This window comes from Arthrobacter sp. LjRoot14, assembly GCF_964253905.1.
GTDB lineage: Bacteria > Actinomycetota > Actinomycetes > Actinomycetales > Micrococcaceae > Arthrobacter.
Window position 1 is genome coordinate 1,730,190 of sequence record NZ_CAXURL020000001.1, and the last position, 22,065, is coordinate 1,752,254.

General features: G+C 65.6%; 20 protein-coding genes and 1 tRNA gene. 14 read left to right on the top strand and 7 right to left on the bottom strand.

Annotated elements, in window-relative coordinates; translation table 11 throughout:
• The first annotated feature begins 24 nt into the window (after positions 1-24).
• Genes ACSQ12_RS07800 through ACSQ12_RS07810 form a run of 3 tightly spaced genes read left to right on the top strand, consistent with a single transcriptional unit; the run spans position 25 to position 2,281 of the window.
• The gene (locus ACSQ12_RS07800) at positions 25-687 is read left to right on the top strand and encodes an NUDIX domain-containing protein (protein WP_436064957.1); all 663 of its coding nucleotides are present in this window, start codon (positions 25-27) and stop codon (positions 685-687) included.
• Positions 687-1,757, top strand: a complete 1,071-nt coding sequence (gene xerD, locus ACSQ12_RS07805; protein ID WP_436064958.1) for a site-specific tyrosine recombinase XerD — start codon at positions 687-689, stop codon at positions 1,755-1,757. The genes ACSQ12_RS07800 and xerD overlap by 1 nt, the downstream gene beginning before the upstream one ends.
• Before the next feature lie 32 nt (positions 1,758-1,789).
• On the top strand, positions 1,790-2,281 hold the full coding sequence (locus tag ACSQ12_RS07810; protein WP_436064959.1) for an 8-oxo-dGTP diphosphatase: 492 nt from the start codon (positions 1,790-1,792) through the stop codon (positions 2,279-2,281).
• A 77-nt stretch (positions 2,282-2,358) separates the two neighbouring features.
• Here ACSQ12_RS07810 and ACSQ12_RS07815 read toward each other — a convergent pair whose 3' ends face one another.
• From ACSQ12_RS07815 to ACSQ12_RS07830, 4 genes are all read right to left on the bottom strand, one after another.
• Positions 2,359-3,498, bottom strand: coding sequence for a bifunctional 2-methylcitrate synthase/citrate synthase (locus ACSQ12_RS07815; RefSeq protein ID WP_209746055.1), 1,140 nt, complete (start codon positions 3,496-3,498; stop codon positions 2,359-2,361).
• A gap of 65 nt (positions 3,499-3,563) precedes the next feature.
• Complete coding sequence (prpB, locus tag ACSQ12_RS07820) at positions 3,564-4,469, bottom strand: methylisocitrate lyase (protein WP_436064960.1); 906 nt, start codon at positions 4,467-4,469, stop codon at positions 3,564-3,566.
• Positions 4,469-5,989, bottom strand: a complete 1,521-nt coding sequence (locus tag ACSQ12_RS07825; RefSeq protein WP_436064961.1) for an MmgE/PrpD family protein — start codon at positions 5,987-5,989, stop codon at positions 4,469-4,471. Before ACSQ12_RS07825 ends, prpB begins: the two co-directional genes overlap by 1 nt.
• Before the next feature lie 10 nt (positions 5,990-5,999).
• Positions 6,000-6,641 carry a GntR family transcriptional regulator gene (locus ACSQ12_RS07830; protein WP_104175530.1) on the bottom strand — a complete coding sequence of 214 codons (642 nt, stop codon included), beginning with the start codon at positions 6,639-6,641 and terminating at the stop codon, positions 6,000-6,002.
• A 175-nt stretch (positions 6,642-6,816) separates the two neighbouring features.
• Between ACSQ12_RS07830 and ACSQ12_RS07835 the strand changes: the two genes are divergently transcribed.
• On the top strand, positions 6,817-8,718 hold the full coding sequence (locus ACSQ12_RS07835; RefSeq protein WP_436064962.1) for an AMP-binding protein: 1,902 nt from the start codon (positions 6,817-6,819) through the stop codon (positions 8,716-8,718).
• Positions 8,719-8,761: 43 nt separating this feature from the next.
• Here the strand turns inward: ACSQ12_RS07835 and ACSQ12_RS07840 are convergent, their stop codons facing one another.
• Both ACSQ12_RS07840 and ACSQ12_RS07845 read right to left on the bottom strand, forming a co-directional pair.
• A complete protein-coding gene (locus ACSQ12_RS07840; RefSeq protein WP_209746048.1) occupies positions 8,762-9,472 on the bottom strand; it encodes a response regulator in 711 nt (236 codons plus the stop codon).
• On the bottom strand, positions 9,469-11,100 hold the full coding sequence (locus tag ACSQ12_RS07845; protein WP_209746046.1) for a sensor histidine kinase: 1,632 nt from the start codon (positions 11,098-11,100) through the stop codon (positions 9,469-9,471). The genes ACSQ12_RS07840 and ACSQ12_RS07845 overlap by 4 nt, the downstream gene beginning before the upstream one ends.
• A 140-nt stretch (positions 11,101-11,240) precedes the next feature.
• Here ACSQ12_RS07845 and ACSQ12_RS07850 point away from each other — a divergent pair, with 140 nt between their 5' ends.
• The 10 genes from ACSQ12_RS07850 (at position 11,241) to ACSQ12_RS07895 (ending at position 21,046) form a co-directional block, all read left to right on the top strand.
• Positions 11,241-12,578: a cation:dicarboxylate symporter family transporter gene (locus ACSQ12_RS07850; RefSeq protein ID WP_436064963.1), complete on the top strand. Its 1,338-nt coding sequence runs from the start codon at positions 11,241-11,243 to the stop codon at positions 12,576-12,578.
• Between the two features lie 260 nt (positions 12,579-12,838).
• On the top strand, positions 12,839-13,738 hold the full coding sequence (locus ACSQ12_RS07855) for a ParA family protein (RefSeq protein ID WP_028271698.1): 900 nt from the start codon (positions 12,839-12,841) through the stop codon (positions 13,736-13,738).
• An 8-nt stretch (positions 13,739-13,746) separates the two neighbouring features.
• A complete protein-coding gene (locus ACSQ12_RS07860) occupies positions 13,747-14,640 on the top strand; it encodes a segregation and condensation protein A (protein WP_436064964.1) in 894 nt (297 codons plus the stop codon).
• 101 nt (positions 14,641-14,741) lie between these two features.
• On the top strand, positions 14,742-15,356 hold the full coding sequence (gene scpB, locus ACSQ12_RS07865; RefSeq protein WP_436066956.1) for an SMC-Scp complex subunit ScpB: 615 nt from the start codon (positions 14,742-14,744) through the stop codon (positions 15,354-15,356).
• A gap of 110 nt (positions 15,357-15,466) precedes the next feature.
• Positions 15,467-16,687 carry a pseudouridine synthase gene (locus ACSQ12_RS07870; RefSeq protein WP_436064965.1) on the top strand — a complete coding sequence of 407 codons (1,221 nt, stop codon included), beginning with the start codon at positions 15,467-15,469 and terminating at the stop codon, positions 16,685-16,687.
• Positions 16,688-16,690: 3 nt separating this feature from the next.
• Positions 16,691-17,800 (top strand): prephenate dehydrogenase, encoded by a 1,110-nt coding sequence (locus ACSQ12_RS07875; protein WP_209746038.1) that lies wholly within the window; start codon positions 16,691-16,693, stop codon positions 17,798-17,800.
• Positions 17,800-18,513, top strand: coding sequence for a (d)CMP kinase (gene cmk, locus ACSQ12_RS07880; protein ID WP_436064966.1), 714 nt, complete (start codon positions 17,800-17,802; stop codon positions 18,511-18,513). The genes ACSQ12_RS07875 and cmk overlap by 1 nt, the downstream gene beginning before the upstream one ends.
• Positions 18,514-18,574: 61 nt before the next feature.
• A complete protein-coding gene (locus ACSQ12_RS07885) occupies positions 18,575-19,258 on the top strand; it encodes a lysophospholipid acyltransferase family protein (RefSeq protein WP_209748479.1) in 684 nt (227 codons plus the stop codon).
• Positions 19,259-19,268: 10 nt separating this feature from the next.
• Positions 19,269-20,819 (top strand): ribosome biogenesis GTPase Der, encoded by a 1,551-nt coding sequence (gene der, locus ACSQ12_RS07890; protein ID WP_043480377.1) that lies wholly within the window; start codon positions 19,269-19,271, stop codon positions 20,817-20,819.
• A 150-nt stretch (positions 20,820-20,969) separates the two neighbouring features.
• Positions 20,970-21,046 (top strand) — tRNA-Pro (locus tag ACSQ12_RS07895).
• A gap of 99 nt (positions 21,047-21,145) precedes the next feature.
• On the opposite strand, the gene ACSQ12_RS07900 is transcribed toward ACSQ12_RS07895, so the two are convergent.
• A complete protein-coding gene (locus ACSQ12_RS07900; protein ID WP_436064967.1) occupies positions 21,146-22,036 on the bottom strand; it encodes an Fpg/Nei family DNA glycosylase in 891 nt (296 codons plus the stop codon).
• Positions 22,037-22,065 lie beyond the last annotated feature (29 nt).

Genomic DNA, 22,065 nt, shown 5'->3' on the forward strand with positions numbered 1-22,065 from the left:
CCAACTAAATCAAAGGACGGCGCGATGCCCGGTATGCCTGAAACCCCCAATGCTGCACGGCAGGTTTCGGATGCGCCGAGCCCGCGCCGTCTTTTGTCGTCCCGGAAGGTGTACGAAGGCCGCATCTGGGACGTCGTCAGCGACAGTTTCCAGCTCAGCGAACACGGCGACGAACTGGTGCGCGACTACATCGACCACCCGGGTGCGGTAGCAGTCCTGCCGATGAATGATGCCGGCGAAGTTCTGCTGATGAAGCAGTACCGGCATCCCGTCGGCATGGACCTGTGGGAAATCCCGGCCGGCCTGCTGGACATTGAGGGCGAGGACTTCGTGGTGGGCGCCGCGCGTGAGCTCGCCGAGGAGGCAGACCTGGTGGCCGGCAGCTGGAATGTGCTGGCCGACTTCTTCAACTCCCCGGGATCCTCGAGCGAGGCGATCCGCATTTACCTCGCCCGGGATTTGAGCGACGTGCCGGATCATGAACTCCACGTCCGAACGGATGAGGAAGCCGAGATAGAACTGCACTGGACACCGTTGGAGGAAGCGGTGGCGGCCGTTCTGGAGGGCCGGCTGCACAACCCGTCCGCCGTCGTCGGAATTCTTGCCGCCGCGGCGGCACGCGCGGACGGCTTCGAGCATCTGCGTCCGGCAAACGCCCCCTGGCCCGCCCATCCCAGCCAGCGTTAATGGGCAGCACCGTCACTCCCGCGCCGGAACGTGCCGGTGCTGAACCAACGCGTGCAGAACCAACCGGTGCTGAACCAACGCGTGCTGAACCAACGCGTGCCGGACAAACACAAAGCGAAGGTTCGGGCCGGCCACGCAACGCCATAGACCGCGCCGTGAACGACTACCTCCAGCACATGGGCGTGGAGCGGGGTCTGGCGGCGAACACGTTGTCCGCCTACCGCCGTGACCTTGCCCGGTACGCGAACTACCTCGCCGTATGCGGCCCGGAACGCCCGGGCGATGTCACCCGGCGGCACGTCACCGGGTTTGTGCAGGCATTGTCCGACGGTTCCGACGGCGGGACAGCACTCGGTGTCAGGTCCGCCGCCCGGACCGTCGTGGCGGTCCGCGGCCTCCATAAGTTCTGGGCGCTGGAAGGAATTACGACGGCGGATCCCGCCAGCGATGTCCACCCGCCCATGCCCGGCAAGCGGCTGCCCAAGGCCATCAGTGTGGACGAGGTCACCCGGATCCTGGAAGCGGCCGGTACCGACACGGCTACAGGCTTGAGGGACCGGGCCCTGCTGGAGTTCCTCTATTCCACCGGTGCCCGCATCAGCGAGGCGGTGGGCCTGGACGTCGACGACATATCGCTCCAGACAGAGCAGGCCGGCCCGGCCATCGTGCGGCTCTTCGGCAAGGGGTCCAAGGAACGCCTGGTGCCGGTTGGGTCCTACGGAGCGCGTGCCCTTGACGCGTACCTGGTGCGCGGCAGGCCGCTGCTGGCGGCCAAAGGCAAGGGCACACCGGCGCTGTTCCTGAACGCCCGTGGCGGGCGGATCAGCCGGCAGAGCGCGTGGACGATCCTCAAGGCTGCGGCGGACAAGGCCAACATCACCAAGGACGTTTCGCCCCACACTCTCCGCCACTCGTTCGCCACCCATCTCCTGGAAGGTGGTGCGGACGTGCGGGTGGTCCAGGAACTTCTCGGCCACGCCTCTGTCACCACTACCCAGGTCTACACGCTGGTGACGGCAGATACCCTGCGGGAGATTTACGCTGCCGCCCACCCGAGGGCGCTGGGCTGACCTCTCAAGTCAACGCAGCTAGTCTGGTGTCCATGACCTCGACGCCCGTAACCCTCTGCTTCCTGCTCCGGGACCGGCCCGGCGGCCGAACGGAAGTCCTCCTCGGCCTCAAGAAGACCGGTTTCGGCAGGGGCAAGATCGTGGGGCTGGGCGGTCATGTGGAGCCGGGGGAGAGCCACGCCGAAGCCGCCTGCCGGGAGGTCCAGGAAGAGTCCGGCGTAATAGTGCTCGAGCGTGACCTGCGCCCTGCCGGCGTGGTGGAGTTCGTCTTTCCCCACCGCCCGGAATGGAACATGCACACCACCCTGTTCACCACCCGCCGGTGGCAGGGCGAGCCGGCGGAAAGTCCGGAGATCGACCCCGAATGGTTTGATGTACTGTCGCTGCCGGTGGACCGCATGTGGCAGGACGCGGACCACTGGCTGCCGCCGGTACTGGAAGGCGGGACGGTGGACATCGTGGTCACCCTCAACGCCGACAACGAAACGGTGGCCTCCTCAGTGAGCGTCTTGCGGACCCTGTAACCACCAAGAACGACGGCGGGCTGGCCACCTGTGAAAAGGTGACCAGCCCGCCGTCGTAAACTCCCGGGGTTGCGGAATTACGGCAGGTGCCGTTCTTCCACGCCGTTGTACTCGCTCAACGGACGGATCAGGGAGTTGGATTCCAGCTGCTCCATGATGTGCGCGGTCCAGCCGGTGATGCGGCTGGCGACGAACAGCGGAGTGAAGGTGGCGGTGTCGAAACCCATGAGGTGGTAGGTGGGGCCGGTGGGGTAGTCAAGGTTGGGCTTGATTCCCTTGGCCTCGTCCATGGCGCTTTCCAGGCCGTTGTAGAGCCCCAGGAGCTCCGGCCGGCCGTAGTGGGCAATCATCTTGTCCAGTGCGGCCTTCATGGTGGGGACGCGGGAGTCGCCGTGCTTGTAGACGCGGTGGCCGAAGCCCATGACCTTCTTCTTCTTTGCCAGGGCATCCTCCATCCAGGCCTTGGCCCTGGCGGCGGCGTCCTCCAGGGATTCCTCGGAGCGTATGCCGATCTCATCGAAAGTGTGCATGACGGCTTCATTGGCGCCGCCATGGAGCGCACCCTTGAGGGCACCGATGGCTCCGGTCACGGCCGAATGTAGGTCTGACAGCGTGGATGTGATCACCCGGGCAGTGAACGTGGAGGCGTTGAAGGAGTGCTCCGCGTACAGAATCATGGACACGTTGAACGCGTCCACGACCTCGGGCACCTGCTCTTCACCAAAGGTCATCCAGAGGAAGTTGGCGTCGTATCCCAGATCGTCACGGGGCTCCACCAGTTCCAGGCCATGGCGGCGGCGCTGGTCGTAAGCCACCACGGCCGGCATGGCGGCGAACAGGTCGATGGCCTTCTGCATATTTGCTTCGCGCGAGGAGTCCTCGGCGAGTTCATGCCGCGCTCCCATCACGGACGCCGCTGTCCGGCAGACGTCCATCGGGTGGGAGGTGATGGGCAGCGCGTCGATCACCTGCTTGACCACCGGATCCAGCCGGCGCCCCGCCTTTTCCTTGGCCGTGAACCCGGCCAGCTGCTCCGGCGTGGGCAGTTCACCGTTCCAGAGCAGGTAGGCCACTTCCTCGAAGCTGCACTTGGCTGCGAGTTCCTGGACCGGGTAGCCGCGGTAGAGCAGCGAATTGGTGTCGGGGTTGACCTTGGACACCGCGGTGTAGTCCACCACGACGCCGGCGAGGCCCTTTTTGATCTCATTTTCAGCCATGCTGAAACTCCTTCGTTCCTTATGCTGTGTGCCGGCCGGAGCCGGAAGTCCGGATGAATAGGGGGTCAGTTGGTGCCGGGAATCCTGAAATTGAAGACCCCGGTGTCAAAGCGGTTGTAGGCCTCGTAGTCCACCAGGTCGTACAGCCGCGCACGGGTCAGCATGCTCTCTACCTGTGCCTCCTGGGTGCCGTCGGACTTGATCGATTCCAGAGTACGCTCAGCTGCCCCCATGGCACTACGGAGCAGCGTGACCGGGTAGATGACCATGTTGACGCCCACGCCCTGGAGTTGCTCCACGGTGAAAAGCTCGCTCTGGCCAAACTCGGTCATGTTGGCGAGGATGGGCACGTCCACTGCGTCGCGGATGGCCTGGAACTCGCTGAGGTCCTTCATGGCCTCCGGGAAGATGGCGTCCGCCCCTGCCTCGACGAGGGCCTTGGCCCGGTCCCGCGCCGCTTCCAGCCCGTCCGTGGCGCGGATGTCGGTCCTGGCCATGATGAGGAAGTTGGGGTCCCGGCGGGCGTCGGCTGCGGCGCGGATGCGCTTGGTGGCGGTGTCCAGGTCCACCACGTTCTTGCCGTCCAGGTGGCCGCACCTCTTGGGGTTGAACTGGTCTTCGATGTGCAGTCCGGCGAGGCCGGCGTTCTCGATTTCCTGCACCGAGCGGGCCACGTTCATGGGCTCGCCGAAGCCCGTGTCGGCGTCCACAATGCTGGGCAGGTCCGTCATCCGGGCAATTTGCCCGGCACGCGTTGCCACCTCGGTGAGCGTGGTCAGCCCGATGTCCGGCAGGCCCAGGTCATTGGCCAGGACGGCGCCGGAGATGTAAACCCCGGCGAAGCCCTTCTCCTCGATGAGCCGTGCCGAGAGCGGGTTGAAGGCCCCCGGGAACTGCTGGACCGAGCCGGACGCCAGGAGCTCGCGGAACCGGATCCGCTTCTGCTCCGGGGTGACCTTCGAATACAGCATTAGAAAAGTCCCTTCGGTGCGGCAGCGAGGTCGATCACGCCGTCGGCTGCCTTGATGTTGAGCTGGTCCAGTTCGCCGGCGGCCAGTTCCGGGAGCCGGGCTGCTGCGGCAAGGAACCGTTCGATCTCCTCTTCGGCGACGAGTCCGGCCGCGAGGGTGCGGAACTTGTTGACGTACTGTTCCCTGGCGAACGGCCGGGCACCCAGCGGGTGGGCGTCGGCGACGGCGATCTCGTCGGTAATGACAGTGCCGTCGTTGAGCGTGATTTCAACGGATCCGCCGAAAGCCTTCTCCGCGATGTCGAGGGAGTGGTAGCGGCGGGTCCATTCCGGGTCCTCCACTGTAGTGACCTTGTGCCACAGCTCCACGGTGTCGGGGCGCGCGGCCCGCTCCGGGGCGTAGGAGTCCACATGGTGCCAGGCGCCGTCCTGCAACGCGACCGTGAAGATGTACGGGATCGAGTGGTCCAGGGTTTCGCGGGACGCGGTGGGGCTGTACTTCTGCGGGTCGTTGGCGCCGGAGCCGATCACGTAATGGGTGTGGTGGCTGGTCTTGATCAGCACCGACTTCACGTTGGCCGGGTCGGTGACCTCGGGGCGCTCGCCGTGCAGCTTCCGGGCGAGGTCGATCCAGGCCTGGGCCTGGTACTCGGCGGAGTGTTCCTTGGTGTACGTGTCCAGGATGGCGCGCTTGGCTTCGCCGGGAGTCGGCAGCGGCACCATGTAGGAAGCCTCGGGGCCGTCCAGCATCCAGGCGATGACGCCGTCTTCCCCTTCGTAGATCGGGACCGGCGACGTCTGGCCGCGCATGGAACGGTCCGCGGCTTCGACGGCCATCTTGCCGGCGAAGGCCGGTGCGTGCGCCTTCCAAGTGGAAATCTCACCCTTGCGCGACTGGCGCGTAGCGGTGGTGGTGTGCAGTGCCTGGCCCACGGACTGGAAGATGGTCTCGACGTCGAGCCCGAGGAGGGTGCCGATGCCGGCGGCGGCGGAGGGGCCGAGATGGGCCACGTGGTCGATCTTGTGCTTGTGCAGGCAGATGGCCTTGACCAGGTTCACCTGGATTTCGTAGCCGGTGGCGATGCCGCGGATGAGGTCGTGTCCGCTGGAACCGACGTGCTGGGCGACGGCGAGGATCGGCGGGATGTTGTCGCCGGGGTGGGAGTAGTCCGCGGCCAGGAAGGTGTCGTGGTAGTCGAGTTCACGGACAGCGACGCCGTTGGCCCAGGCGGCCCATTCCGGTGCCACGCGTTCGTCGATGCCGAAGACCTTGGATCCCTTGCCGCCGGTGGTGGGTCCGTGGGTCAGTGCCTGCGCGCGGGCCGCTACGATGGGGGCCCGGTTCAGGGAGGCGATGGCTACGGAGGCGTTGTCGATCACCCGGTTGATCACCATGTCGGTGACCTCGTCCGTGACGGAGACGGGATCGGTGGCAACCTTGGCGATCTTGTAGGCGAGCTGGTCCTCGCGGGGCAGGTTTTCCTCGCTCTTGTAAACGCGGACGTGGTGTTCCTTGACCATGGTGCTCCTTTTAGTGAGGTGTATGCGTGACTTTGACGTGGGAAAGACTTCGGTGCAGGTGAAGGGTGGTGGCCGCTTCGGCCAGCCGGGGATTACCCGCGGCAATCGCTTCCGCAATGGCTGCGTGCTCGGCGGCGGCCGCGGTAAGCCGCTGTGTGTCGTCGGCGGCCAAGCGGCGGACCCGGACCAGGTGCACGCGCAGGCTGCGCATGGCCTGGGCCAGATAGGAGTTGGAAATAGCCGCGTCGATGGCGGCGTCGAGACGGCCCGCGAGCTCGTAGTAGGCATGGCGGCCGGGATCGCTGCCGTTGATCAGCTCCGGAGCCTGGAGGAGCTCAAGGCGGAGCTGTTCGAAGGTTGCGGAGTCGCCGCGCTCGGCGGCCAGGGCGGCCGCCTTGCCTTCAAGGGTTTCGCGCAGTTCGAACAGCTCGTCGATGTCGTCAAGCGAAATATCGGTGACGACGACGCCGCGGCCCCCCGCCGTCGTCGTCAGGCCCTCCGCGGTGAGCCGGCTCAGGGCCTCCCGGAGAGGTGTGCGGGAGATCCCCAGCCGCTCGGACTGCTCCACTTCCGCGAGTACAGTCCCGGGCAGGAGGCGCCATTCGATGATGTCATCGCGCAATGCCGCATAGGCCCTGTCGCTGGCGCGCATCCCTGCCTCCTTCAGTGGTTGACGCTCCCCAGTGTATACACAGAGGGCTGGATTGCCCAGCAATTGCCCTAGAATCTTGATTTCGCCTCGGATTTGTATACATGAGGCCTTGTGCTGGCTTCCCGGCCGGGACTAGCATGGCCCTCATCACAATGTCGTGGACGGGATGCATTTCATGGGTACCAAGAGCTATCAGGACAGCTACGCACAGAGCCTGGACAGGCCCGATGAGTTCTGGCTGGATGCTGCCGGAAAGATCTCCTGGTCGGCGCCCCCGACGCAGGCCCTTGATTCCGGCCGGGCGCCGCTTTACAGCTGGTTTCCGGACGGCGTCCTCAACACGTCCTACAATGCCTTGGACCGTCATGTGGCGGCCGGGCGTGGCGGGCAGGATGCGCTGATCTACGATTCCGCCATGCTCGGTATCCAGCGGCGCTTCAGCTACGCCGAACTCACGGAGCTCGTGGCCCGCTTTGCCGGGGTTCTGCGGCGGCGCGGCGTGGGCAAGGGGGACAGGGTTGTTATTTACATGCCGATGATCCCGGAAGCCGTCATCGCCATGCTGGCTACTGCGCGGCTCGGAGCGGTCCATTCGGTGGTCTTTGGAGGGTTTGCGCCCAAGGAGCTGGCGGCGCGTATCCAAGACGCCGCCCCCGCCGTGGTGGTCACGGCATCCGGCGGAATCGAGCCATCGCGCCGGATCGAATACCTTCCCGCGGTTGAGGAAGCCCTTGGCCTCGCCGGCGCTCCGGGGCTTCCCGTGATCGTCGCGGCACGGGAGGGGTTTGCGTCCTCAGTGTCTGACCACCCGGGCTGGCTGGACTGGGACAACGAGATGGCGGCCGCAGAACCGGCGGCGCCGGTGGACGTCAAGGCCACGGACCCGCTCTACATCCTCTACACCTCGGGAACCACGGGTGCACCCAAGGGGGTGGTGCGGGACAACGGCGGCCATGCCGTGGCGCTTAGCTGGACCATGGAAAACGTCTACGGCATCGGCCCGGGAAACGTCATGTGGACCGCTTCCGACGTCGGCTGGGTGGTGGGGCACTCCTACATTGTCTACGGGCCGCTGCTGGCTGGAGCCACCACTGTCCTCTATGAGGGAAAACCGGTAGGAACACCTGATGCGGGCGCTTTCTGGCGGGTGATCCGGGACCACAAGGTCAATGTCCTCTTTACGGCCCCCACAGCGCTGCGCGCCATCCGCAAGGCCGACCCCGAAGCGAAACTGCTGCGGGACTATGACATCTCCAGCCTGCGAACGCTTTTCGCAGCGGGGGAGCGGCTGGACACCGATACTTTCCATTGGGCCGCGCAGACCCTGGGTGTCCCCGTGGTGGATCACTGGTGGCAGACCGAGACCGGCTGGGCCATCTGCGCCAACCCGCGCGCGCTGGAGGAGCTCCCCATCAAGGCGGGCTCGCCCAGCGTTCCGATGCCGGGCTTCAGGCTCAACATCGTGGACGGTCTGGGGGAGGACGTCGAAACCGGGACGGAAGGAAACATTGTGCTGGGGCTGCCGCTGCCGCCCGGAACGCTGACCACTCTCTGGGGCGACGACGAACGCTACGTCTCCTCCTACCTCCAGGCATTTGAGGGCTCCTACGCCACCGGCGACTCCGGCTACCGGGACGAGGACGGCTACGTGTTCGTGATGGGCCGCACTGACGACATCATTAACGTGGCAGGGCACCGGCTGTCCACCGGCGCCATGGAACAGGTCATTGGACAGCACCCGGCGGTGGCCGAGTGCGCGGTGATCGGCCTGGCGGATCCGCTGAAGGGCCAGCGGCCCAGCGGTTACGTGGTGCTGAAATCGGGGGTGGATGTGCCGGAGGACATTCTGGTCAAGGACCTGATCGCGCTGGTCCGCCGGGACATCGGAGCCGTCGCGGACTTCAAGCACGTGGCAGTGGTCGATGCCCTGCCCAAGACCCGTTCGGGCAAGATCCTCCGCAAGACCATGAGGCAGATTGCGGACGGCGAGGAGTACGTCGTGCCCTCCACGATTGAGGACGCCGGGGTGATCGACCAGCTAATCGAAACACTGCGTCCGGCCGCGCCCCGGAACTAGTCCGGGGAGCTATCAGCCGGGCGCTCGCCGGAGCCGGCCACCGTCAGCTCCTGATCCAGCGGTACTCGTTCTCAGGCCTGCCCGGCGCACCGTACCGGGCAGTCCGGGAGACGGTTCCGGCATCCGCGAGGTACTCGAGGTACCGCCGGGCCGTCACGCGGGACATCCCGAGGGCGTCCATGACTTCCGTGGCGGAGACGGCATCAGCCTGCTGCTTCATGAACTCCTGCACGGCGTCCAGGGTCGACGTCGACAGGCCCTTGGGAAGCGGCAGCTCACTCGGCGCCCGCAGGCTCGCGAATGCCTGGTCGACGTCGCTCTGTGACGCGCCGGACCTGCTCCCGCCCACCCCTGCGGCGAGCTGCTCACGGAACTGCCGGTAGCTGGCCAGCTTGTCCGCGAATGTGGCGTAGGTGAAGGGCTTGATGAGGTACTGGACCACGCCGATGGACACTGCGCTGCGCACGATATTGAGTTCACGCACGGCGGTGATCGCAATGATGTCCGGCAACAGGCCTGATGACCGCATCCGCCGGGCGATGTCCAGGCCATGGAGATCGGGAAGGTTCATGTCCAGCAGGACGAGTTCCACGGGGTTGCCGGCGGCAGCGAATTCCGCCAGGAGCCGCAGCGCCGATTGGCCGTCAGGGGCCGTGCCGGCCAGGGAAAAGCCTTGGAGCCTCCCCACGTAGGCGCCGTGCGCGGCCGCGGCCACCGGTTCGTCCTCGACGACGAGGACTCGGATATCGCTCATGAAGTCTCCTTGGTGGTGCCTGCTGCGGGTAGGAAAACATGGAAATGCGCCCCGCGGGGATTGGTTATCGCCACGGTGCCACCCAGCCGGTGCACGGCCTGCCGGACCAGCGCCAGGCCCAGCCCCCGGCCGTACGTGCCGGACGCCTTGGTGCTGAACCCGTGGCGGAACACGTCGTCCACGGCGCCGGGGTCGATTCCGCGTCCGGAGTCCTCCACGGTGATATCCACACCCCTGACGCCCGACTCCACCGACAACTCGACCCATTTGGGCGCCGGAGCGTCGGCCGCAGCGTCGATGGCGTTGTCCAGCAGGTTGCCAAGTATGGTCACCAGGTCCTGGACGGCCACACCGGCCGTCCCGGCAGTGCTGTTCGCCTGCAGGCCCAGTTCGACGCCGCGTTCGTGCGCCTCGGCCGCCTTGCCCATGAGGAGGGCGCTCAGCACCGGCTCTTCCATGGCGCCCACCATCTCATCGGTGAGCTGCTGGCTGAGCTCCAGGTCCTTGGTGGCGAAATCCAGGGCCTCGTCCGCCCGCCCAAGTTCCATCAGGGAAACGATCGTGTGGAGGCGGTTGGCGTGCTCGTGGGTTTGGGCGCGCAGTGCGTCCGAAAGTGTACGCATGGTTTCCAGTTCGTTGCCCAGGGACTCGATCTCCGTGCGGTCTCGGATGGTGGCCACGGTCCCGAACACTGCCGGGCGCTGCCGGCCGGCCGATGAAGCCGGGCCCACCGCAGGTCCCTGGTTGATCACCAGCACACGCGGGCCGGCCAGGTGGATTTCATCCTGGGCCGCCCGGCCGGACTCGAACAGGTCCTTCAAGCTGGGTGCCAGGGGGAGGTCGCCGAGCAGGAAGGCTGAGGCGGGATCGGCCCCCGACGGCCGTGGCGTGAGCCCCAGGAGCTCGGCCGCCTGGTCGTTGTACATCACCACCCGGCCCTTGGGATCGATGAGGATCACCCCCTCTCGGACGGAGTGCAGGACGGACTCGTAGTACGCGAACAGCTGGGCGAGCTGCTCGGGACCCCAGCCCCGCGTGACATTGCGCAGGTACCGGCCCAGCAGCCAGGACGCCACCGAGCCCCCCACCAGGAGGGCAAAGGCAATGGCCAGCAAGGCAGGCAGGCGGCCTGAGACGGCAACGTCCACCGTCCGGACCGTCACCCCGGCTGCCACCAGGGCCTTGACGTTTCCGGACTTGTCCTTGACGGGCGCTATCGTGCGGACCGACGGGCCGAGCGTGCCGGCCGTGATTTCCGTGAACACCTGCCCGTTCAGGGCGGCATCAATGGACCCGATGTACGGCTTGCCGAGTTCCTCGTCGCGCGGGTGCGTCCACCTGGTCCGGTCCGGAGCCATGATGGTGATGAAATCCGCGTCGGCGTCGCTCATCACATCCAGGGCGTAGGGCTGCAGCACTGCGGACGGGTTGGCCGACGCCGCTGCCTGCAGGACCAGGGGGTTGTCCGCAATGGCCGTGGCGATGCCGGACATCCGCCGGCCGGCCTCGTCGTAGGCGTGGTCCCGGGCGTCGATAAAGGTGGCTGTTCCGACTGTCGCGGTCAGCGCGAGCATGAACAGCAGATGCGCCACGAACAGCCGGCGCGCGATGCTCCACTTGTGCCTCATTCCAACCTTCCACGACCAATATGAACGCAACGGTGAGCCAGGTCACGCCATGCCCAATGATGGATATCACACCGGACGGACGTGCAGAGCCCAGAGACTGTGCCGCAACGTCTTCCAGATTATCCATAAGGAGACACATCATGGCTTCTCAACGAGGAGAGTCAGCTGCGCCTGTCAAGGCGAAGCGCAAAGGACTCGACAAGTCGCACTACCTCTACATTGCCGTCATCGTTGCCGTGATCCTCGGCGCAGTGATCGGCCTCATGTTCCCGGAGGTCGGCAAATCTCTCAAACCGCTGGGCGACGGCTTCATCAAGCTGATCAAGATGATGATTGCGCCGGTGATCTTCTGCACCATCGTCCTGGGCATCGGCTCCATCGCGAAGGCCGCCACTGTAGGCAAGGTGGGCGGCCTGGCGCTGGGCTACTTCATCGTAATGTCCACCTTCGCGCTGGCCATCGGCCTCGTGGTGGGCAACCTCATCCACCCCGGTGAAGGCCTCAAGCTGACGCCGTACGATCCCAACAAGAAGGCGGCCGCAGACAGCACGGTTGACTTCCTGCTGGGCATCATCCCGGGCGACATTCCGGTGCTGCCCACCCTGCTGGCCGCGATCCTCGTCGGCTTCGCCCTGCAGAAGATGGGCCCCCAGGGTGCCCCCATCCTCAAGGCCATCGGCCACGGCCAGGCACTGGTGTTCCGCATCCTCATCATGGTCATGTGGCTGGCGCCGGTCGGTGCCTTCGGCGCCATCGCCGCGGTCGTCGGCGCCACGGGCTTCCAGGCAATCGTCAGCATGTTCACCCTGATGCTCGCCTTCTACATCACCTGCGCACTGTTCATCGTGGTCATCCTTGGCGGCCTGCTGCAGGTCGTGGCAGGCGTCAACATCTTCCGCCTGATGAAGTACCTGGCCCGCGAATACCTGCTGATCTTCTCCACGTCCTCGTCCGAGGCCGCCCTGCCGCGCCTCATCGCCAAGATGGAGCACCTGGGTGTCTCCAAGCCGGTTGTCGGCGTCACGGTTCCCACCGGATACTCCTTCAACCTTGACGGCACGGCCATCTACCTGACTATGGCGTCCCTCTTCGTGGCCAACGCCATGGGCACCCCGCTGGACCTCGGCGCCCAGGTTTCCCTGCTGGTCTTCATGATCATCGCTTCCAAGGGTGCTGCCGGTGTCACCGGCGCCGGCCTCGCCACCCTGGCCGCAGGCCTGCAGGCCCACAAGCCCGAACTGCTCGGCGGCGTCGGCATGATCGTCGGCATCGACCGCTTCATGTCAGAGGCCCGCGCCCTGACCAACTTCACGGGGAACGCGGTGGCCACTGTCCTGATCGGCACCTGGGTCAAGGAGATCGACGGCGGCCAGGTGGAGCGTGTCCTGTCCGGTGAAGAGCCCTTCGACGAGCAGACCATGATCGCCGGCCACCACGTCGAACAGGAAGTTGCGGCACCGGCTCCGGCACGCGCCTGAACTGCCTTCGCCTGAACGGCCGGCTTCAATCGCCAGCCTGAGGCACACTCGAACCGCCCGCGCAGGAGCATCCTGCACGGGCGGTTTTTGTGTCCCCTCCGGCAACCTTCGACCTTTACCAGAAGGTAAAGGCTCAAGCAAGGGCGCGTGTCAAGTTCCGTTGAATCACGGATGCGGCGCTGTAACCTTGGTGGGAAGAACCATAGGCGCTGAACATTCAGCGGCAGGACATCAACGTCATCGAAAGTGTGGATAGATACGTGAGCAGCGAACAGGGTTCAGCAACTCTGGAAGGCACCGAACTCGATCTGGAAGACGCCGTCATGGGTCCTACCGGGCGCCCCTACCGCGAATTCCCCGAGCCTGCGCCCCTGTCGTCCCACGGCCCCGCCCGTGTGATCGCCATGGTGAACCAGAAGGGCGGCGTCGGCAAAACGACGTCCACCATCAATTTGGCCGCCGCACTCGCCGAATACGGCCGCCGTGTCCTGCTGGTCGACTTTGACCCCCAGGGCGCATTGTCCGCAGGCCTCGGGACCAATCCGCACGAACTGGACCTGACGGTCTACAACGTCCTGATGGACCGCAAAGTGGACATCCGGGACGCCATCCAGCACACCGGCGTTGAGAACGTCGACCTGCTGCCGGCAAACATCGACCTCTCCGCCGCGGAAGTGCAACTTGTCAATGAAGTAGCGCGCGAACAGGTGCTGGACCGGGCGCTGAAGAAGGTTGAAGACGACTACGACGTCGTCCTGATTGATTGCCAGCCGTCGCTAGGCCTGCTGACGGTCAACGCACTCACCGCCGCCCACGGCGTCATCATCCCGCTGATCTGCGAGTTCTTTGCACTGCGTGCCGTGGCGCTGCTGGTGGAAACCATCGACAAGGTCCAGGACCGGCTGAACCCCAGGCTCCAGGTCGACGGCGTGCTGGCTACCATGTACGACGCCCGCACGCTGCACAGCCGCGAGGTCATCAGCAGGCTGGTGGAAGCATTCGGGGACAAAGTCTTCGAGACCGTCATCAAGCGCTCCATCAAGTTCGCCGACGCCACGGTGGCCGCGGAACCCATCACCAGCTATGCCGCCAACCACATCGGTGCCGACGCTTACCGCCGCCTGGCCAAGGAGCTGATTTCGCGCGGCGGCGCGCCCTAGCCAAGGCCGTGGCACTGGCAGGCACACCGCTCGCTCCCGCAGGCCCGCAGGCCGGCCCGGCGGAAGCGCCGGCGACTGACCCGCACACCGCACCGGGGAAGAAACCCGGTTTCGAAGTGCGGCTCGCCAACTTCACCGGACCCTTTGACCTGCTGCTCGGCCTGATCAGCAAACACCAGCTGGACATCACCGAGGTGGCACTGGCCACGGTGACTGATGAATTCATCAAATACATCAGGAACCTCCAGCAGCTGGGCGAAGAATGGGCGCTTGATGAGGCCAGCGAATTCCTGGTCATCGCAGCCACCCTCCTTGACCTCAAGGCCGCCCGGCTCCTGCCGGCAGGGGAGGTTGAGGACGACGAAGACGTGGCCTTGCTCGAAGCGAGGGACCTCCTCTTCGCCCGCCTGTTGCAGTACAAGGCATTCAAGCAGGTGGCGGGACTGATCAACTCCACCCTTGAGCTCGAAGCCCGCAGCTACCCCCGCCAGGTTGCCTTGGAAGAGCACTTCGCGGCGCTGCTTCCGGAACTCGTGTGGCGGCACACGCCCCGGCAGTTTGCCGCCCTGGCGGAAGCCGCCCTGAAGCCCAAGGAAGCGCCCCCGAACGAGGTTGGCCTGGCGCACCTGCACGGCAGCACCGTCAGCGTGAAGGAACAGGCTGAAATCCTTGGCCTGAAGCTCCAGGCGGGACGGCCGTTGTCCTTCCGGGCACTGATCGCGGACGCCGAATCGACGCTGGTTGTGGTGGCCCGCTTCCTGGCACTCCTGGAAATGTTCCGGGACAAGGCGGTAGCGTTCGACCAGCTCCTCCCGCTGGGCGACTTGACGGTCCATTGGACGGCGGGACGCGATGACTGGAGCAGTGATCATCTCACCGAGGAATACGAGGAGCAGCCGTGAGCGCCAACACCCCGGATCCCGCCACCAGCGGGGACGGTGACAGCGGCTTGAATGTCGCCGAACTTCCCGGCGGCGCACATGCCGCCCTCGAGGCGGTGCTGATGGTGATTGACCAACCGGCCACCGCCGTCGAACTGGCCGCCGGGCTCAATCTCACGGTCGACGCGGTCGAGCAGCTCCTGGCGGAACTTCAGCGCGAGTATAACGGCTATACTGTTAATGCCCCGGACTCGGACGTTGCCGACACCGCTTGTACAAACACGGCTTGTAAAAACTCTGCTTGTATAGACGCTGCTGGCAACACATCCAGACCCCGGGGTTTTGAATTGCGGAATATCGCCGGAGGCTGGCGCATCTATTCCCGTACGGATTTTGCCGACGTCGTGGGCGGATTCGTTCTGGAAGGACAGACAGCCAGGCTGACGCAGGCGGCGTTGGAAACGCTCGCCGTCATCGCTTACCGCCAGCCCGTATCAAGGGCCAGGGTGTCTGCAATTCGAGGAGTTAATGTTGACTCTGTCGTGCGGACGCTGATGCAGCGGGGACTGATCGAAGATTCGGGGACCGATCCCGAATCCGGAGCCATCCTTTACCGCACGACGTCGTATTTCCTGGAACGCATGGGAATCGGCTCGGTGGCTGAGTTGCCGCAGCTTTCACCCCATCTTCCAGGGCTTGAAGGCATCGAAGAGTTCTACGACGCCGGAAGAATGTAGGCAGTATCCATGCCTGCGCACGAGTATCCACGAGGGCGGAAGCAATCCGCCCGGCTGGCTGGTGTTGTCGGGAGACAGCCATCGCCGGCCAACATAACGAAGGACGGGTCATGACACAGGCGGGACGCCAGGGTTCACCACGTAACAGTTCGGGACGCAACAGCGCCGGACAGGCCAAAGATGGCCAAAACAGGGCCGGACGCAATCCGGTCCGGGGCGGCAGCAGCCGCGGCGCCGGGGCCGGCGGCGCCGGCTTCAAAGGCGGCGGCGACCGTCCCTTCAAGCACCCCAAGCCCCGCGAAGAGGCATTCGTCGATCCGGACCTGCAGGGCCCCGGCGGCGCGCCGGCGGACCGGCCGGCAGCCGGCGACTGGAAGCAGGGCAAGCCTGCTGCCCGGAAGCCCGGTTCGCGCAAGCCCGGCGCCGGCAAAGTGCCCGGCACTCCCGGCGCGCTGAAGCCCAAGCCGCGGTCTGCCGCAGCCAAGACGTTCGGTACGCGCGCCTTCGGCGGCGAACGGTTCGGCCAGAACCTCGGCGCCGTCCGCAAGCCTTCGCGCAAGCGCGGACCCCGCGGCGACGTGCCGCAGTCCGAAATGCACGACGCCGACGGCATCCGCCTGCAGAAGGTCATGGCCTCGGCCGGCGTCGCTTCACGGCGCGTGTGCGAGGAAATGATCTCCGAGGGACGCGTCGAAGTGGACGGCAAGGTGGTCACTGAGCTCGGCGTCCGCGTCGACCCCAAAACGGCAGTGATCCACGTCGACGGCCTGCGCATCCAGCTGGATGAAAACATGGTCTACATGGTGTTCAACAAGCCCAAGGGCGTTGTGTCCACCATGGAGGACCCGGACGGCCGTCCGTGCATCAGCGACTTCGTCCGCAACACCCACGGCGAACGCCTCTTCCACGTGGGCCGTCTCGACGTCGCCACCGAAGGGCTGCTGTTGTTGACCAACGACGGCGAGCTGGCCAACCGTTTGACGCACCCGTCCTACGAGGTACCCAAGACGTACCTGGTCCAGGTGCGCGGTCCGTTCCCGCAGGGAATCGGCGCGCAGCTGAAGGCGGGCGTCGAGCTCGAGGACGGAATGGCCTCGGTTGACTCCTTCAAGCTGGTGGACTCAACCCCGGGCCACGTGCTGATCGAGGTTGTGCTGCACTCCGGCAAAAACCGGATCGTACGCCGGCTCTTTGACGCCGTCGGTTTCCCGGTACTCCGGCTCGTGCGCGTCAAGGTGGGACCCATTGGCCTGGGAGACCAGCGCCAGGGGAGCATCCGCAACCTCGGCAAGCAGGAAGTCGGCCACCTGCTGGCATCCGTAGGGCTGTAGCGCATGTCTGCCTTTCGCACCCACGGCCGCGGGCACTTGAACGGCCCGGTGGTGGTTATCGGCACGGGACTGCTGGGAACCAGCATCGGCCTGGGCCTTCGGGGCCGCGGAGTATCCGTGTTCCTGTCCGACCCGTCGCCCACCAACCAGGCGGTCGCCGTCGATATCGGGGCAGGCCTTCCGTTGTCGCGCCTTGGCGACGAGCAGCCCGAACTCGTTGTCGTGGCCGCGCCGCCGGACGTGACTGCGGACGTAGTGGAACGCTCACTGGCTGATTACCCGACCGCAACAGTGGTGGACATTGCCAGCGTCAAGGCAGGAATCCTGGCGGACCTCCGCGGTCGTGGCGTGGACCTTGCCCGCTATGTGGGTACGCATCCCATGGCCGGCCGGGAAAAGTCCGGGCCGGTGGCGGCGCGGGGTGAGCTGTTTACCTCCATGCCGTGGGTGGTCTGCCCCTCAGGGGAAACATCCGCCGGTGCGCTGCAGGCCGCCCGCGCCCTGGCAACCGACCTGGGCGCAGTGGTGACACAGTTCGGCGCCGAAGAACATGACCACGCCGTGGCGCTCGTGTCGCACCTTCCCCAGGTGATGTCTTCGCTCGTGGCCAGCCGGTTGCAGGGCACGCCCATGCATGCCCTGTCCCTGGCCGGAAACGGCCTGCGTGACGTCACCCGCATCGCTGCCAGCGACCCCACACTCTGGGTGCAGATCCTCGGCGCGAATGCCGGTCCTGTGGTGGAAATCCTGCACGGTGTCCGCGAGGACCTCAACCGCCTGATCGGAACCCTCGAAGATCCGGCTGCCCCCGGTGCCCGCCTCGACCTGGCGCAGCTGATCAGCGAGGGTAACGCCGGGCAGTCCCGTATTCCGGGAAAGCACGGCGGACCTCCGCAGGCCTATTCCTGGTTGACCGTCCTGGTGGACGACCGGCCGGGCCAGATTGCCCGCCTCCTGACGGAGATCGGCGAAATCGGGGTCAACCTCGAAGACCTGCGGCTCGATCACTCCTCCGGGCAGAATGTAGGCATGGTGGAACTGTCCGTTTTGCCCAACAAACATGATCTGCTCATTGAAGCTCTCAACGACCGTGGATGGCGGGTACTGCAGTAATGACACAGGAACTCATCGAAACCGTGCCCATGCTTCGCCAGGGCAGGCCGCTGGTTGTTGCCATTGACGGGCCCTCGGGATCCGGAAAGTCCAGTGTGAGCAGGGAAGTGGCGCGGCGCCTCCGCCTGGCCTACCTGGACACCGGTGCCATGTACCGGGCGCTCACCTGGTACTGCCTGGACCGGGGTATCGACCTGGGGGATGCCGCGGCCATCGAACAGGCCTCAGAGGACCTGCCGTTGGACGTCAGCACCACCCCCAACGAGGAGTACGTCAAGGTCGGCGGAACGGACGTCACCCAGGCGATCCGGGAACCGGCCATCTCTTCGGCCGTCAGCGCCATCGCCACCACCCTCGGTGCGCGGAAGGAACTGGTCCGCCGGCAGCGTGAACTGATTGAGGTCCACCACCGCCGCATCGTGGTGGAAGGCCGGGACATCACCACCGTTGTGGTGCCCGGAGCCGAAGTCCGCATGCTGCTGACCGCCAGCGAGGAGGCCCGGCTTCGCCGCCGGGGAGTCCAGCTGGGGGGCACGCAGAGCGCGGAGCAGCTGGCAGCGCAGGTCACCCAGCGCGACGCCAAGGACTCCACGGTGGTCAACTTCACCACGGCTGCGGACGGCGTGGTCACCCTGGATTCCTCGGATCTGGATTTCGACGGCACCGTTGACGCAGCGTTGGGCATAGTCAACAAGGTCCTCAACCGTGACTGACGCCGGCGGTCGCCGTCAGGGCCCGCTCCAAGCGGGCGGTGCCCTGCCGGGTGCCTGGACCATGGCGTGGAGCCGGCCCGTCGGCTGGTTGCTCGACCACATGGTCTACCGGACAACAATCAGCGGACGGGAAAATGTCCCGGCCGAAGGGCCTGTGATCTTCGCCGGCAACCACATCAGCTTCCTGGACGGACCGGTGATGTTCGGAGCATCACCTCGGCCCATGCACATCCTCGTCAAACAGGAAATGTTCAAGGGGATCCTTGGCCGGGTCCTCACGGCGTCGGGCCAGTTTCCGGTGGACCGCTCGGGGGACCGTGCCGCGCTCCAGTTGAGCAAGAGCGCGCTCGACGCCGGCCGGTGCGTCGGCATCCTGCCCGAAGGAACACGGGGGAGCGGCGAGGCCTCCGCCATTAACAACGGGGTGGCCTGGCTCGCGCTGAACTCCGGTGCGACCGTGATTCCCGTTGCCATCCTGGGCACCAGGATCGGCGGCGAACACCTCGACGCCGTTCCGCGGCCGGGCCGGAGGCTGCACGTCAGCTTCGGCAAGGCCGTGGCTGTGGGCCGCAGGCCCGGCGAGACAGGGCGTGTTTCAATGGACAGGGCGGGAAACGAGATCCGCGCTGCACTGGCACGGCATGTCCAGCAAACGATTCAACTCAGCGGGCAGGCTTTGCCCGGCGCGGATTCACCGCAAGAACGTCATGAAGAAGTAGCCGGGACGCCGGCAGATCACCACTAAGGAAAGTGCAATGAGCGATACGACTCAAACCTCCGGCAAATTTGGCGCCGGCGAAGACGAATACACGCCCACCGGCACGGACCAGGTGGCAGAGCATCTTGCTGCCCTGGACGATGACGAGGCCGAGCTCCGCGCTGCCTCGCTCCGGGCCGGCCTGGACGACTACGAACTGGATGAAGAAGACGCCGCCCTCCTGAGCGGCCACTACGACGACCAGGACTTCGACGGTCCGGTCAAGCTCGATCCGGTCCTGGCCATCATCGGCCGGCCCAACGTGGGCAAATCCACCCTGGTAAACCGTATCCTCGGACGCCGCGAAGCCGTGGTGGAAGACACCCCCGGCGTCACCCGTGACCGCGTGATGTACTCGGCCACCTGGAACGGCCGGAACTTCACGGTCGTCGACACCGGCGGCTGGGAGCATGATGCCCGCGGCATCCATGCCCGCGTGGCCGAACAGGCCGAGATGGCCGTGGAACTCGCCGACGCCGTGCTGTTCGTGGTCGACTCCGCCGTCGGCGCCACCGCGACGGACGAAGCCGTCGTGAAGATGCTCCGCAAGTCCAAAAAGCCGGTCATCATGGTGGCCAACAAAGTGGATGACTTCGCACAGGAAGCCGACTCGGCAACGCTCTGGGGCCTCGGCTTCGGCGAACCGTACCCGGTTTCGGCCCTTCACGGCCGTGGTGTTGCTGACCTCCTGGACCACGTCATGGACACCCTGCCCGAGTACTCCACGATCGAAGGTCTGGAGCGCTCCGGCGGCCCGCGCCGCATCGCCCTCATCGGCCGCCCGAACGTCGGCAAGTCCTCGCTGCTGAACAAACTGGCCGGTTCCGAGCGCGTTGTCGTGGACAACACCGCCGGCACCACACGCGACCCCGTCGATGAATTCATCGAACTCGGCGGCCGCACCTGGCGTTTCGTCGATACCGCCGGCATCCGCCGCCGCCAGCACATGGCGCAGGGCGCCGACTTCTACGCCTCACTGCGTACGCAGAGCGCCCTGGAAAAGGCGGAGGTCGCCGTCGTGCTCCTCGCCGTGGACGAAGTGCTTAGTGAGCAGGATGTCCGCATCCTGCAGCTAGCCATCGAATCCGGCCGCGCACTGGTTCTTGCGTTCAACAAGTGGGACCTGCTGGACGACGAACGCCGCACCTACCTGGAGCGTGAAATCGAGCAGGACCTGGCCCACGTGGCCTGGGCTCCGCGGGTCAACATTTCAGCCCTGACCGGCTGGCACAAGGACCGCCTCGTTCCTGCCCTGGACACCGCACTGGAAAGCTGGGACAAGCGCATCCCCACCGGACGCCTCAACGCTTTCCTCGGCGAACTGGTGGCCGCGCACCCGCACCCGGTCCGCGGCGGCAAGCAGCCCCGCATCCTCTTCGGCACCCAGGCCTCCAGCCGTCCGCCGAAGTTCGTCCTGTTCACCACCGGTTTCCTGGATCCGGGATACCGCCGCTTCATCACCCGGCGCCTCCGCGAAACCTTCGGTTTCGAGGGAACGCCGATCGAGGTCAACATGCGTGTCCGCGAAAAGCGTGGCAAGAAGCGTTAATTACGACACACCTCGCCCGTGTCACACGCAAAGTGTCACTGGCACCCTCCGGAATCGTGTAAGCTTTTGGAGGTGGTTCGGCCGGACTGCTGAGGTAAAAATCCAGGGGAAACCCGGGAGGACAACCGAGGCGGAGAACGGCGGAACTAACGGGCTGTAGCGCAGCTTGGTAGCGCACTTGACTGGGGGTCAAGGGGTCGCAGGTTCAAATCCTGTCAGCCCGACCAAAGAAACCGCTCCGTTTCCGGGAAGTATCCCGGAGCGGGGCGGTTTTTCTTTAAGCTTTTTCCTCTGCGTCGCGGCCCGCTGCCGGGTTGCCGCGCGCCCTACTTCAGGAAACGCGACGTCCTCCGGTCGGCGAGGATCTTGCCGCCTGTCTGGCAGCGCGGGCAATACTGGAGCGCCCTGTCGGCAAATGACACTTCCCGGACCGTGTCCCCGCAGACCGGGCACGCCTGGCCTGTCCGGCCATGGACCCGCATGGTGCTCCGCTTCGCGTCCTTCAGTTCGTTCGGAGCCTTTCCAACAGCCTCCTCCACGGCGGCACCCAGAATATTGTGCACGGAGTCGTAAAGGACGCGGACTGCTTCCGGGTCCAGTGACTTCGCGATGGCGAAGGGGGAGATCCGGGCAGCGTGGAGGATTTCGTCGCTGTAGGCGTTGCCGATGCCGGCGATCACCCCCTGGTTCCGTAACAGTCCCTTAATCTGCTGGCTGCTTGAGGAGAGAATCCCGGCGAAATCCTCAAGGCTGAACGATGCGCTCAAAGGATCCGGGCCCAGGCTTGCGATGCCGGGGATCTCCTCCGGGTCGCGGACTACGTAGAGGGCCAGGCTCTTCTTTGTGCCCGCCTCGGTGAGATCGATCCCCAGATGGGATTCGCCGCCGTCGGCATCCTGGCGGCTCCGGGCGAACTCGAACCGCGCGGCGATATACCCTTTGCCCCGGGGCAACGGGGCGTTCGACGGCGATTCGGTGTACCGCAGCCAGCCGGCCTTGGCGAGGTGGAACGCGAGATAGACGCCGTCGGCATCGATGATGATGAATTTGCCCCGGCGCTGGACACCTGAGATGGTGCGGCCTTCCAGCACCGTGTATGGCGGGTCTGCCGTTTTGAGGACCGCGAACGAAACGATCTGGATTTTCGTCAGCACAGCTCCACGAAGCCGGTCGCCCAGGAAAGCGCCCAGCCCGGCCACTTCGGGAAGTTCTGGCATGCCACTACTGTGCCATAAGGGTCCGCCAG

Bases quoted from the DNA above. Each gene is read 5' to 3' on its own strand.
- ACSQ12_RS07800 (WP_436064957.1), top strand. From the start codon at position 25: ATGCCCGGTATGCCTGAAACCCCCAATGCTGCACGGCAGGTTTCGGAT.
- xerD (WP_436064958.1), top strand. From the start codon at position 687: ATGGGCAGCACCGTCACTCCCGCGCCGGAACGTGCCGGTGCTGAACCA.
- ACSQ12_RS07810 (WP_436064959.1), top strand. From the start codon at position 1,790: ATGACCTCGACGCCCGTAACCCTCTGCTTCCTGCTCCGGGACCGGCCC.
- ACSQ12_RS07815 (WP_209746055.1), bottom strand. From the start codon at position 3,498: ATGGCTGAAAATGAGATCAAAAAGGGCCTCGCCGGCGTCGTGGTGGAC.
- prpB (WP_436064960.1), bottom strand. From the start codon at position 4,469: ATGCTGTATTCGAAGGTCACCCCGGAGCAGAAGCGGATCCGGTTCCGC.
- ACSQ12_RS07825 (WP_436064961.1), bottom strand. From the start codon at position 5,989: ATGGTCAAGGAACACCACGTCCGCGTTTACAAGAGCGAGGAAAACCTG.
- ACSQ12_RS07830 (WP_104175530.1), bottom strand. From the start codon at position 6,641: ATGCGCGCCAGCGACAGGGCCTATGCGGCATTGCGCGATGACATCATC.
- ACSQ12_RS07835 (WP_436064962.1), top strand. From the start codon at position 6,817: ATGGGTACCAAGAGCTATCAGGACAGCTACGCACAGAGCCTGGACAGG.
- ACSQ12_RS07840 (WP_209746048.1), bottom strand. From the start codon at position 9,472: ATGAGCGATATCCGAGTCCTCGTCGTCGAGGACGAACCGGTGGCCGCG.
- ACSQ12_RS07845 (WP_209746046.1), bottom strand. From the start codon at position 11,100: ATGAGGCACAAGTGGAGCATCGCGCGCCGGCTGTTCGTGGCGCATCTG.
- ACSQ12_RS07850 (WP_436064963.1), top strand. From the start codon at position 11,241: ATGGCTTCTCAACGAGGAGAGTCAGCTGCGCCTGTCAAGGCGAAGCGC.
- scpB (WP_436066956.1), top strand. From the start codon at position 14,742: ATGGTGATTGACCAACCGGCCACCGCCGTCGAACTGGCCGCCGGGCTC.
- ACSQ12_RS07870 (WP_436064965.1), top strand. From the start codon at position 15,467: ATGACACAGGCGGGACGCCAGGGTTCACCACGTAACAGTTCGGGACGC.
- ACSQ12_RS07875 (WP_209746038.1), top strand. From the start codon at position 16,691: ATGTCTGCCTTTCGCACCCACGGCCGCGGGCACTTGAACGGCCCGGTG.
- cmk (WP_436064966.1), top strand. From the start codon at position 17,800: ATGACACAGGAACTCATCGAAACCGTGCCCATGCTTCGCCAGGGCAGG.
- ACSQ12_RS07885 (WP_209748479.1), top strand. From the start codon at position 18,575: ATGGCGTGGAGCCGGCCCGTCGGCTGGTTGCTCGACCACATGGTCTAC.
- der (WP_043480377.1), top strand. From the start codon at position 19,269: ATGAGCGATACGACTCAAACCTCCGGCAAATTTGGCGCCGGCGAAGAC.
- ACSQ12_RS07900 (WP_436064967.1), bottom strand. From the start codon at position 22,036: ATGCCAGAACTTCCCGAAGTGGCCGGGCTGGGCGCTTTCCTGGGCGAC.